This is a genomic window from Rothia sp. 18CD1-1 (assembly GCF_055285355.1).
This window is the reverse complement of sequence record NZ_JBUZLI010000003.1, coordinates 313,185-324,818: the sequence shown is the minus strand read 5'-3', so window position 1 is coordinate 324,818 and position 11,634 is coordinate 313,185. Positions and strand designations below refer to the sequence as shown.

The window sequence follows — 11,634 nt, the reverse complement described above, 5'->3', positions numbered from 1 at the left end:
TTATCAGGAGATAATGTGCCAACAATTCAACAGTTGGTCCGCAAGGGCCGTACTCCTAAGGTCGTCAAGACCAAGGCGCCCGCGCTGAAGGGCAACCCCATGAAACGCGGTGTGTGCACCCGCGTGTACACCACCACACCCAAAAAGCCGAACTCGGCACTGCGTAAAGTAGCCCGTGTTAAGCTCAACGGCGGCGTTGAGGTAACCGCATACATTCCCGGCGAAGGCCACAACCTGCAGGAACACTCCATCGTGCTCGTGCGCGGTGGCCGTGTCAAAGACCTCCCCGGTGTTCGTTACAAGATTGTTCGTGGCGCCCTGGATACTCAGGGTGTTAAGGGGCGAGGCCAGGCCCGCTCCCGCTACGGCGCTAAGAAGGAGAAGAAGTAATGCCTCGTAAAGGTCCCGCTCCCAAGCGTCCTCTCGTTAACGATCCCGTATACGGTTCCGCGCTGGTTACCCAGCTCATCAATAAAGTTCTCAAGGACGGTAAAAAATCTACCGCCGAGCGCATTGTCTACGGTGCACTGGAAGGGGTGGCCCAGAAGACCGGCTCGGAGCCCGTGGCAACCCTCAAAAAGGCAATGGACAATGTCAAGCCATCTCTGGAGGTCCGCTCACGCCGCGTCGGCGGGGCAACTTACCAGGTTCCCGTGGAAGTACGCTCGGGCCGCGCAACCGCCCTGGCGCTGCGCTGGCTTGTCGGTTTCGCAAAGCTCCGCCGCGAAAAGACCATGACCGAGCGTCTCATGAACGAGATCCTCGATGCCTCCAACGGTCTCGGTGCCGCGGTCAAGCGCCGTGAAGACACACACAAGATGGCAGAATCCAATAAGGCTTTCGCACATTACCGCTGGTAATTCTCCGCTTGCCTGTCGCGAGAGGGCTTCCTCTTCCGGCAGGCTTTCGGAGTATCTCACAAGGGAGAAATAAGTGGCACAAGACGTGCTTACCGACCTGAAACAGGTCCGCAATATCGGTATTATGGCGCACATTGACGCCGGTAAAACCACCACCACCGAACGTATTCTGTTCTACACCGGTATTAACCACAAAATCGGTGAGACCCACGACGGTGCATCAACCATGGACTGGATGGCCCAGGAGCAGGAACGCGGTATCACTATTACCTCCGCGGCTACCACCTGTTTTTGGAAGAACAACCAGATCAACATCATCGACACACCCGGCCATGTCGACTTTACCGTTGAGGTTGAGCGCTCGCTGCGCGTCCTTGACGGTGCGGTCGCTGTTTTCGACGGCAAGGAGGGCGTGGAGCCCCAGTCTGAAACCGTGTGGCGCCAGGCTGACAAATACGAGGTACCCCGTATCTGCTTTGTCAACAAAATGGATAAGCTGGGTGCAGACTTCTACTTCACCGTCGACACCATTATCAAGCGCCTGGGTGCGAAGCCGCTGGTTTTGCAGCTGCCCATCGGTGCCGAGTCCGATTTTATGGGAGTCGTAGACCTGCTCACCATGCAGGCATACGTTTGGCCCGGCGATGCCAAGGGCGACGTGACCATGGGGGCATCCTACGAAACCCGGGAGATTCCCGACGACCTCAAAGAACGGGCGGAACAGTACCGTGCCGAACTGATGGAGAGCGTTGCCGAGTCCTCCGAAGAGCTCATGGAAAAGTACCTTGAAGAGGGTGAGCTGTCCCTCGATGAGCTCAAGGCCGGTATTCGCCAGATGACCATCAACAGTGAGGCTTACCCCGTGCTCTGCGGGTCGGCTTTCAAAAACCGCGGCGTACAGCCCATGCTCGACGCCGTGATCGACTACCTTCCCTCGCCCCTGGATGTCCCCCCCATGATTGGGCACGACCCCAAGGACGAATCGGCAGAGCTTACCCGCAAGCCGTCATCGGAGGAGCCCTTTGCGGCACTGGCCTTCAAGGTGGCAGCACACCCCTTCTACGGCCAGCTCACCTACATTCGCGTGTACTCCGGTAAAGCCAAGCAGGGTGAGCAGGTGCTCAACTCGACCAAGGGCAAGAGAGAGCGTATCGGCAAACTCTTCCAGATGCACTCCAATAAGGAGAACCCGGTGGAGGAGATCCAGGCCGGCCACATCTATGCGGCTATCGGTCTTAAAGACACCACAACCGGCGACAGCCTCAGTGATTCGGCACACCCGATTGTGCTGGAGTCCATGACCTTCCCCGCACCCGTGATCTTTGTGGCGATTGAGCCCAAGACCAAGGGTGACCAGGAGAAAATGTCAACGGCTATTCAGAAGCTCTCCGCCGAGGATCCCACCTTCACGGTCTCCCTCAATGAGGAAACCGGCCAGACCGAGATCGGCGGTATGGGCGAGCTTCACCTGGATATTATTGTTGACCGCATGAAGCGCGAATTCAAGGTTGAGGCAAACGTGGGTAAGCCCCAGGTTGCCTACCGTGAAACCATCAAGAAGCCGGTGGAGAAGGTCGACTACACCCACAAGAAGCAGACCGGTGGCTCCGGTCAGTTTGCAAAGGTGCAGGTCAGCTTCGAGCCGATTCCGCTGGATGCCGAGGAGCTCTACGAGTTCGATAACGCTATCACCGGTGGCCGTGTTCCCCGCGAATACATCCCCTCCGTTGATGCGGGTATCCAGGACGCCATGCAGCTGGGTATTCTTGCCGGTTACCCCGTTGTCGGTGTCAAGGCAACCCTGGTTGACGGTGCCTACCACGATGTTGACTCCTCTGAGATGGCCTTCAAGATCGCCGGATCCATGGTCTTCCGTGAGGGTGCAAAACGGGCTAACCCGGTTCTGCTGGAGCCGGTGATGGCCGTTGAGGTGCGCACCCCCGAGGAGTACATGGGCGATGTTATCGGTGACCTCAACTCGCGTCGCGGACATATCCAGTCGATGGAGGACGCAGCCGGTGTCAAGATTGTTCACGCCCTGGTTCCGCTGTCTGAAATGTTCGGCTACATCGGTGACCTGCGGTCCAAGACCCAGGGCCGGGCGGTGTACTCGATGACCTTTGACAGCTACGCTGAGGTTCCCAAGACAGTTGCCGACGAGATTGTTCAGAAGAGCCGCGGCGAATAAGCCCGCACAGCGCGGCCCGTACGGGCCGCACCCTATTTCAAGAAAAATAACCATGTGAAAGATGCAGGTGGTTTCATCTCACCGGCCTAATCCGCTAAGGTAGACGCTAGACCGTTTTCTAACGGGTTGCGCCGGTGCGAAACCCCGAGTGCATATTTTCAAAATCGTTCTAGGAGGAACACCCTTGGCTAAGGCTAAGTTTGAGCGCTCCAAGCCTCACGTAAACGTTGGTACCATCGGTCACGTTGACCACGGTAAGACTACCCTGACCGCTGCAATCTCCAAGGTACTTGCAGACAAGTACCCCGACCTGAACGAGCAGCGCGATTTCGGTATGATTGACTCCGCTCCCGAGGAGCGCCAGCGCGGTATTACCATTAACATTGCTCACATCGAGTACCAGACCGAGAAGCGTCACTACGCACACGTGGACGCCCCCGGTCACGCTGACTACGTGAAAAACATGATCACCGGTGCCGCCCAGATGGACGGCGCAATCCTGGTGGTTGCCGCAACCGACGGCCCCATGGCCCAGACCCGCGAGCACGTGCTGCTTGCCCGCCAGGTGGGTGTGCCCACCCTGCTGGTTGCTCTCAACAAGTCCGATATGGTTGAGGACGAAGAGCTTCTGGACCTGGTGGAGATGGAAGTTCGTGAACTGCTGTCTTCCCAGGAGTTCGATGGCGATGAGGCACCGGTTATCCGCGTCTCCGCTCTGAAGGCTCTCGAAGGCGACGCTGAGTGGGTTGCCAAGATCGAGGAGCTCATGGAGGCTGTTGACACCTACATTCCGGACCCGGTTCGTGAAACCGACAAGCCCTTCCTGATGCCCATCGAGGACGTTTTCACCATTACCGGCCGCGGCACCGTGGTGACCGGTCGCGCCGAGCGCGGTACCCTCAAGATCAACTCTGAGGTTGAGATCGTTGGTATCCGTCCCCTGCAGAAGACCACCGTTACCGGTATCGAGATGTTCCATAAGCAGCTCGACGAGGCGTGGGCTGGCGAGAACTGTGGCCTGCTGCTTCGCGGTCTCAAGCGTGACGACGTTGAGCGCGGCCAGGTTGTTGTGGAGCCGGGCTCGATTACCCCGCACACCGACTTTGAGGCAAACGTCTACATTCTGTCCAAGGATGAGGGTGGCCGCCACAACCCCTTCTACTCCAACTACCGTCCTCAGTTCTACTTCCGTACCACTGACGTGACCGGTGTTATTACTCTCCCCGAGGGTACCGAGATGGTTATGCCCGGCGATAACACTGAGATGACTGTTGAGCTCATCCAGCCTATCGCTATGGAAGAGGGGCTTGGCTTCGCTATCCGTGAGGGTGGCCGTACCGTTGGTTCCGGCCGCGTGACCAAGATCCTCAAGTAAGGTTCTTGATTGTCTAGTGGGGCTTAGGCCTCGACTAGTTAGCCAGAAAGGCGCTCTATCCGCGGATAGGGCGCCTTTTCCGTGTTGAGGTTTTATTATCGGTTTGAAAGGAAATATAGTCTATGCCCTCAGCGGGTCTATTCCGGCAGAGTTTCTGGTTTTTGTGACCCTCCAAGGCGTGCATGACCTCTATTATCCGTAGCGACCAACTCATGCCGCGGGGGGCTTCCGGAATATTCCGGAAGCCCCCCGCCTTGTGTGCGGGTGTTATTTTTTATCCGGGTCTTTCCAGGGCAGGGTTTCTTGGTTCTGCGGTGGATCCCAGGGGCTGACGCTCTGCTGGACGGGGGCAGACTGCTGCGCGGTCTCTGCCGGTGGATCGTTGTTATCGTCGTGTCTCACGAAGAAGCTGGGCTGTGAGTCCTCGTCGGGGTCACCGGCGCGGGTGAGCAGCCGGAAGATAACAAAGCCGATGAGGGCGGCGCCCAGGATAAGAAGGGTGAGCGGATTAGCCCCGGAGAAGATCCGTATGATGTGGTAGGTAATCAGGGCTGCCGAGAAAACACCGAGTACCTTTGTCCGCTGGAAAAAAGCGAGGAAAAGCACCCCTATGCTGAGGAGTATAAGCAGTAGCTGCGGTGAGAAAGATGCCGGGTGATCGGCTACTTCAGCGCGCTGAATGGCCGTGGTGAGTGCCAGTATGCCCCAGGCTATCCAGCTGTGTATCTGGTCATAGGGCACGTGGAGTTTCTGGTGGCGGTAGATTTGGGCGGCGCTGACCGCCATGAAGAGAACGGATATGCTCTCCAGGAAGATGATGAACACCGTGGCTTCACCGTCATAGTTATACATACCGTAGGCCCTGATGAGGGCGATCCCCAAGCCGGCGACCCATACGCCTACCCGGACGTGGGGGCGGGAAATCATTCCCCATAGAATGAAGAGTAGAAATATGCCCAGTGCTGCCGGTAGAGAGGACCGGGAATAATGCTGGGTGATACCAACGGTGATTGAGACCGGGATAAGGACTGTTATGCTGAGCAGTCTGTTCCGCCGAGGATCCAGGCGGCCGGGGAGCCCCGCCGCGGAGTTTGTGGCCGGGGCCGGCTCGGCTGACCGGGAGGGTTTTTCACCGGACGACCGGGACTCAAAATCTGGCATCAACATGGCGGTGACCAGGGCGATAGCCGCAATAGCCAGGGTGCCAAAGAGCAGAAGCACCGGGGGAGAATTCCACGCAGTGAGACCCCGGGGGTAGTCCCTGTCGATGACTATCTGTACCAGAATGCGGAAGAGGGCGGCGAAGAGTATCGCGCCGAGGACGGGGAGTACCGCCTTGCGTTTGCTGAGAGTCCAGACAGCGGCCACCGCAAGGGCAAGGAGCCAGTAGCCGATATCCGACCAGCCGTCGCCGTGATCTTCGAGGACATAGAGCAGGGTGGGAAGGGAGAGCCACAGGCTGACCGTACCGATCACCAGTTCCGCTCTTTTGAACGAGGAGTACCGGTAGAGGAAGAAAGAGCTCAGCGAGATGGCCAGGAAGAAGATGAGCAGGACCAGTGAGCTGGACCCCCTATAGTTGTCGAGTACCAGGAGGACAGTGATCCAGCCCAGAAGGATCCGGGCGTATATTGCGGTCACCTGGAGAGGCAGAGCCCTGAAGAGGAAGGCTCCGGCGATGAGGGTGGCGATGAGGGCTATGGGTTCGATAATGCGCACCGACGCGGCAAAACCGGGGGCAAACGCGACGGAGAAAAGAAACAGAGCGGTCCCCAAGAGAGCCACCGCTGCCCCGGGGTTATCGCGACCGGTACTGTAGGACACCTCGCCGAGTACCTGGAGAGCCAGGCTGATCATGGCCGTGGTGAGGACGTAGAGCACCACGAAGAATGCCGTGGAGGCGGAAAGATGGGCTAGGTCTTGGCCGAATGCGGACGTGTGATTGAAGGCGCTGAAGAGGGCGAAGATACCGGCGATGAGCGGTATAGAGAGAATAGCGCTGTAGGATGGTTCCCCCTGTGCGGGATTTTCGCGGTGGCGCAGGGCCAGATAGATGGAGGCGCCGCTCAGCACGAAGGCCACGATGAGCAAGAGCCTGGGGAAACTCAAGTCGGTATAGATGCTGTAGATTCCCAGAATCAGGGCGGCAGCTAGAACGATTGTGCCCAGCACCCGGTAGACGACCGCCTGAGGATTGGTTTTCTCGGTGACGAGGAGAATCAGCGCCAGGGAGAGCAGAATAAGGCTGCCACCGTTGATGTGAATGATGAGGGTCGGTACGAGACCGGTGACGAGTGCCAGCGGGAGAAAGAGCTGCCTTGTGAGTCGCGGCTTGAGAAAACCGGTGGCGACGATGACGCACACGGGAAGAACCCAGGGGGCCAGATCAAGGTGGCCGGGGGCGGACCAGATGGGTGAAAGCCAGAAGAGGCGGAGGGATCCCCGCTGCACCGTTGGCAGGCCAAGGTCGCTCAGGTACCGGGTATGGATCAGCTCGGTAAGTACCAGCAGGGCGGAACTGACCCAGAGGGTGATATAGAGGTCGATATCCAGGTTGAGGACGGGGTGTTTGCGCGAGTATGCCACCGAGAGACGCACCGGCTGGTTGCCCCCGGTCCGGGACCAGGTATAGATAACGGCCCAGCTCAGAAGCAGGGCGAGAAGCGCTACAGCCCAAGGGGTGTAGGGGGAGAGGGACCCGTTTTCTGCACCCCAGAGAGCCACTGTTGTTGCGGTAACCACAGGGTAGATTCGTGCCTGAATGTAGAAGAGAAGATCTTTCTCCTGCAGAAAAAAGAAGATAGCGTAGCCGGTTTCAAGCGCAAAGATGAGGGCTAGCTCCCAGTATTCGAAGTGGTTGTAGAGGGCAAAGGTTGCGCACGTGATTGCGGGGACAAAGATGTAGGAGGCATCGAGGAGTCCCCGCTCATAGGAGCGAGGTAGCCGCGGTGAAAGGTAGGTGAGAAAGATTTTCAGAGCGGTGGCCAAAACCAGCAGCACCACGAAATACCAGATGAAAGCAAAATCGAAGACCTTGCTCGCCGAGAGAGTATCTGACACAAGGAAAGAGATAAAAAGGTAGGCCATGACCCGTGACTGCATAAAGCGGGAGGCAAAAGCAACCGCTAGGGTTCCCACCAGGGAGGTGATAAACCAGAGGGCAACCCCGTTGTGCCAGAGCAGGATATAGGTTGCGATACCTACCAGGGGGATCAGGGCGATACCGGTTGCGGTGAAAGAGTACGAGGCGATACGCAGCCTACCAACCCTGAGGTAGAGAACAAGACCGGTTGTATAGAAAACAACCGCACCCAGAGCCAGCAGGCCGATCCGCAGGGCAACCGGTGCTACCTCGGTGATAAAGAGGGCTGCCGCACTGACCAGCAGAAGGGAACCAACGTAGAGGACGATGTTGAGCATAAAGTTTTCAAATCGTCTGGGGTTCACCGTTGGAAACAGGGGCCTGCGGTTTTCCCCCGGCGGGGGAGCCGCGTGGTTTTCCTCGGGTAGGGGTGTATTCTCTGGGGGCTGGGTCATGTGACGGCCACCTTTTCTGTATGTCTATAACCTATAACCGTGCAATGTTGAGTTATCCCCAAAGAGTAGTGCACAGGCGACTGCAAATGCCGGTGCGCCGGGCTTGAGAGCGCAGGTATGGGCTCTTATGATGACAAATATCCCCCATATTTCTGTGAAAAGAGGCACTTTTTATCTGCTGGCTTGCCCTTGTTTCTGCTGTCTGTAAGAATAGAAACGTTGTTCAAGTGCTTATTTCTCGCTGTCCCATAGCCGAGACGCTCGGTCGGTGGGACCGTAGAAGCAATAAACGCAATAAAATGCGACGATAATAAGCCCAAATATGACCCGGTTCCGGCAGGCCAAGGGATAAGTGCGCGGTTTTTATGCGACACGCCCGAGTTCGGGGGTCGGTGCTTGAACGGGGTGAGGAACCCGGCATATCAGGTCGGATTCAGCCCGTTGCAGGCGGCGCGAAGGCGGTGCTCTAGCTCTCCCGCATCTTGATCGGGAGGCCAATCCACCTCTTTACCTCAAGCGCCAGACAAAGGGGCTCAGGCCCCATTACAGGGAAGTAGACAAGAAAGAGAGTCCGACAGATGGCGGGACAGAAAATCCGCATCCGTCTGAAATCATACGACCACGAGGTTATTGATTCTTCAGCTCGGAAAATTGTTGAGACGGTTACGCGTGCAGGCGCGACGGTGGTGGGCCCGGTGCCGCTGCCGACCGAAAAGAACGTTTACTGCGTTATTCGTTCGCCTCACAAGTACAAGGACAGCCGCGAGCACTTTGAAATGCGCACGCACAAGCGTCTGATCGACGTCGTTGATCCGACCCCCAAGGCTGTTGATGCCCTCATGCGTCTTGACCTCCCGGCAGACGTGAACATCGAAATCAAGCTGTAGAGGATCGCATCTAAATGAGTAACAAATTCGAGCGCCAGGTGAAGGGCCTTCTGGGCACCAAACTCGGCATGACCCAGGTCTGGGATGCCAACGGCAAGTTCATTCCGGTCACCGTGGTCAAAGCCGACTCCAATGTTGTCACCCAGGTGCGCAACCAGGAAACTGACGGCTACCGGGCTATCCAGATTGGTTTCGGCGCTATCGAGGCGCGTAAGGTGACCAAGCCTCTGGCTGGCCACTTCGAAAAGGCCGGTGTAACCCCCCGCCGTCATCTCGTTGAAATTCGCACATCGGACGCCGCTGACTACGCTCCCGGACAGGAACTTTCGGTAGAGCTCTTTGAGGAGGGCCAGAAAGTTGACGTCGTGGGCAAAACCAAGGGTAAAGGTTTTGCCGGCGTTATGAAGCGCCACGGCTTTGCGGGTGTTGGTGCATCGCACGGTGCCCACAAAAACCACCGCAAACCTGGATCGATTGGCGGCGCATCCTACCCCGCACGCGTGTTCAAGGGGACGCGCATGGCTGGCCGTATGGGCGCAGCACGCCACACCACTTTGAACCTGACTATCCAGGGTGTAGATACCGAAAACAATGTCCTGCTGATCAAGGGTGCAATCCCCGGTCCCAAAGGCGGCGTTGTTTTGGTTCGCACCGCTGTGAAGGGAGCCTAATCAACCATGGCTGTCAAGACCGTCAAGGTAGACCTGCCTGCCGACCTGTTTGACGCAAAGGCATCAGTGCCCCTGCTTCACCAGGTAGTTGTAGCCCAGCTGGCTGCGGCACGTCAGGGTACCCACAAGACCAAAAACCGCGGCGAAGTTTCCGGTTCCGGTCGCAAACCCTTCAAGCAGAAGGGTACCGGCCGCGCACGTCAGGGTTCGGTCCGTGCCCCGCACATGACCGGCGGCGGCGTTGTCCACGGCCCGACCCCCCGAAACTACGCACAGCGCACCCCCAAGAAAATGATTGCAGCTGCCCTACGCGGTGCTCTCTCCGACCGTGCCCGCCACGATCGCGTGCACGTGGTAGAGAACCTGGTTGAGGGCCCCAAGCCGTCGACCAAGGCAATGAAGGCTTCTCTTGCAAGCATTACCGACCGTAAAAATGTGCTGCTGGTGATCGAGCGTAAAGAAGATCTCACCGCGCTCTCGGCGCGCAACCTGGAGAAAGTGCACGTCCTCTACGTGGACCAGCTCAACACCTATGACGTGCTGGTATCTGACGACGTTATCTTCACCAAGGACGCCTACGACGTGTTTGTTGCAGTTGCATCACAGGCTAAGAAGGAGGCCGCTAACTCATGAGCGTCTCTACCCATAAAGACCCCCGCGACGTGATTATCGCTCCCGTCGTGTCGGAGAAGAGCTACGGCCAACTCGATGAGGGCAAGTACACCTTCATTGTTGACCCCCGCTCAAACAAATTAGAAATCAAATATGCCATCGAATCTATTTTCGGTGTCAAGGTTGCTTCTGTTAACACCGCTAACCGTGCTGGCAAGCGTAAGCGCACCCGCACCGGCTGGGGTTCTCGTAAGGACACCAAGCGCGCGACTGTGACCCTCCAAGAAGGAACCATCGACCTCTTCGGCGGTCCGCAGGCCTAGCCCGCGGAGACCACTTTAGCGAAGGAAAGAAATACTAAATGGGTATTCGTAAATACAAGCCGACAACCCCGGGCCGCCGCGGTTCGAGCGTTTCTGATTTCTCCGAAATCACCCGCTCAACCCCGGAAAAGTCCCTGGTGCGTCCGCTTCCCAAGAAGGGCGGCCGCAACAACAGCGGTCGTATCACCACCCGCCACAAGGGTGGCGGGCACAAACGCCAGTACCGTCTGATCGACTTCCGTCGCCACGACAAAGACGGCGTAAACGCCCGCGTTGCGCACATCGAGTACGACCCCAACCGTACCGCCCGCATCGCCCTGCTCCACTATGTTGACGGCACCAAGCGCTACATTATCGCCCCCAGCAGACTCAGCCAGGGCGACACCGTAGAGTCCGGCCCCTCGGCAGATATTAAGCCCGGTAATAACCTGCCGCTGCGCAATATCCCCGTGGGTACCGTGATTCACGCTGTAGAGCTCCGCCCCGGTGGCGGCGCTAAAATGGGTCGCTCTGCCGGTGCCTCCATCCAGCTGGTCGCCAAGGAAGGCAAGTACGCCCAGCTGCGTCTGCCCTCCGGCGAAATCCGCAACGTGGACGCCCGTTGCCGGGCAACCGTTGGCTCGGTGGGTAACGCAGAGCAGTCCAACATCAACTGGGGTAAAGCCGGCCGTAACCGCTGGAAGGGTATCCGCCCGACCGTGCGCGGTGTGGTCATGAACCCGGTTGACCACCCTCACGGTGGTGGTGAAGGCAAAACCTCCGGTGGCCGTCACCCGGTCAACCCCAAGGGTAAGCCCGAGGGCCGCACCCGCCGTCCCAACAAGGAAAGCGACAAGCTCATCGTTCGTCGCCGTCGTACTGGCAAGAAGAAGCGCTAAGGAGCCTAAAACATGCCTCGTAGTTTGAAGAAAGGCCCTTTCGTTGACCAGCACCTTTACCTGAAGGTTGCAGCTCAGAACGAGAAGGGCACCAAGAACGTTATCAAAACTTGGTCCCGCCGCTCGATGATTGTTCCCGACATGCTCGGGCACACCATCGCAGTGCACGACGGACGCAAGCACGTACCCGTGTTCATCACCGAGTCCATGGTCGGCCACAAGCTCGGCGAGTTTGCACCGACCCGCACATTCCGTGGCCACGTGAAGGACGACCGGAAGGGTAAGCGTCGCTAGTGATCGGAG

11 protein-coding genes are annotated in these 11,634 nt (G+C 57.9%); 10 read left to right on the top strand and 1 reads right to left on the bottom strand.

Annotated elements, in window-relative coordinates; all coding sequences use genetic code 11:
* The first annotated feature begins 15 nt into the window (after positions 1–15).
* From rpsL to tuf, 4 genes are all read left to right on the top strand, one after another.
* Positions 16–390, top strand: coding sequence for a 30S ribosomal protein S12 (rpsL, locus tag ACS1BR_RS03590; protein WP_005504939.1), 375 nt, complete (start codon positions 16–18; stop codon positions 388–390).
* Complete coding sequence (rpsG, locus tag ACS1BR_RS03585) at positions 390–860, top strand: 30S ribosomal protein S7 (protein WP_463560109.1); 471 nt, start codon at positions 390–392, stop codon at positions 858–860. The genes rpsL and rpsG overlap by 1 nt, the downstream gene beginning before the upstream one ends.
* Positions 861–933: 73 nt before the next feature.
* Complete coding sequence (fusA, locus tag ACS1BR_RS03580) at positions 934–3,048, top strand: elongation factor G (RefSeq protein WP_463560108.1); 2,115 nt, start codon at positions 934–936, stop codon at positions 3,046–3,048.
* A 184-nt stretch (positions 3,049–3,232) separates the two neighbouring features.
* Entirely contained in the window at positions 3,233–4,423 is a 1,191-nt protein-coding gene (gene tuf / locus ACS1BR_RS03575; protein ID WP_463560107.1) for an elongation factor Tu, read from the top strand.
* Positions 4,424–4,690: 267 nt separating this feature from the next.
* On the opposite strand, the gene ACS1BR_RS03570 is transcribed toward tuf, so the two are convergent.
* Positions 4,691–7,960 carry a hypothetical protein gene (locus tag ACS1BR_RS03570; RefSeq protein ID WP_463560106.1) on the bottom strand — a complete coding sequence of 1,090 codons (3,270 nt, stop codon included), beginning with the start codon at positions 7,958–7,960 and terminating at the stop codon, positions 4,691–4,693.
* A 578-nt stretch (positions 7,961–8,538) separates the two neighbouring features.
* Here ACS1BR_RS03570 and rpsJ point away from each other — a divergent pair.
* Genes rpsJ through rpsS form a run of 6 tightly spaced genes read left to right on the top strand, consistent with a single transcriptional unit; the run spans position 8,539 to position 11,625 of the window.
* Positions 8,539–8,847, top strand: a complete 309-nt coding sequence (gene rpsJ / locus ACS1BR_RS03565; protein WP_068169589.1) for a 30S ribosomal protein S10 — start codon at positions 8,539–8,541, stop codon at positions 8,845–8,847.
* 14 nt (positions 8,848–8,861) lie between these two features.
* The gene (rplC, locus tag ACS1BR_RS03560; protein WP_463560105.1) at positions 8,862–9,518 is read left to right on the top strand and encodes a 50S ribosomal protein L3; all 657 of its coding nucleotides are present in this window, start codon (positions 8,862–8,864) and stop codon (positions 9,516–9,518) included.
* A gap of 6 nt (positions 9,519–9,524) precedes the next feature.
* A complete protein-coding gene (gene rplD, locus ACS1BR_RS03555; protein ID WP_463560104.1) occupies positions 9,525–10,151 on the top strand; it encodes a 50S ribosomal protein L4 in 627 nt (208 codons plus the stop codon).
* On the top strand, positions 10,148–10,453 hold the full coding sequence (rplW, locus tag ACS1BR_RS03550) for a 50S ribosomal protein L23 (RefSeq protein WP_463560103.1): 306 nt from the start codon (positions 10,148–10,150) through the stop codon (positions 10,451–10,453). Before rplD ends, rplW begins: the two co-directional genes overlap by 4 nt.
* 38 nt (positions 10,454–10,491) lie before the next feature.
* Complete coding sequence (gene rplB / locus ACS1BR_RS03545; RefSeq protein WP_463560102.1) at positions 10,492–11,331, top strand: 50S ribosomal protein L2; 840 nt, start codon at positions 10,492–10,494, stop codon at positions 11,329–11,331.
* Positions 11,332–11,343: 12 nt separating this feature from the next.
* Positions 11,344–11,625 carry a 30S ribosomal protein S19 gene (gene rpsS / locus ACS1BR_RS03540; protein WP_463560101.1) on the top strand — a complete coding sequence of 94 codons (282 nt, stop codon included), beginning with the start codon at positions 11,344–11,346 and terminating at the stop codon, positions 11,623–11,625.
* The last annotated feature ends 9 nt before the right edge of the window (positions 11,626–11,634 follow it).

Excerpts from the sequence above, each read along its gene's own strand:
- rpsJ (WP_068169589.1), top strand. The coding sequence starts at position 8,539 with ATGGCGGGACAGAAAATCCGCATCCGTCTGAAATCATACGACCACGAG.
- rplD (WP_463560104.1), top strand. The coding sequence starts at position 9,525 with ATGGCTGTCAAGACCGTCAAGGTAGACCTGCCTGCCGACCTGTTTGAC.
- rplW (WP_463560103.1), top strand. The coding sequence starts at position 10,148 with ATGAGCGTCTCTACCCATAAAGACCCCCGCGACGTGATTATCGCTCCC.
- rplC (WP_463560105.1), top strand. The coding sequence starts at position 8,862 with ATGAGTAACAAATTCGAGCGCCAGGTGAAGGGCCTTCTGGGCACCAAA.
- rpsG (WP_463560109.1), top strand. The coding sequence starts at position 390 with ATGCCTCGTAAAGGTCCCGCTCCCAAGCGTCCTCTCGTTAACGATCCC.
- ACS1BR_RS03570 (WP_463560106.1), bottom strand. The coding sequence starts at position 7,960 with ATGACCCAGCCCCCAGAGAATACACCCCTACCCGAGGAAAACCACGCG.
- rpsS (WP_463560101.1), top strand. The coding sequence starts at position 11,344 with ATGCCTCGTAGTTTGAAGAAAGGCCCTTTCGTTGACCAGCACCTTTAC.
- rplB (WP_463560102.1), top strand. The coding sequence starts at position 10,492 with ATGGGTATTCGTAAATACAAGCCGACAACCCCGGGCCGCCGCGGTTCG.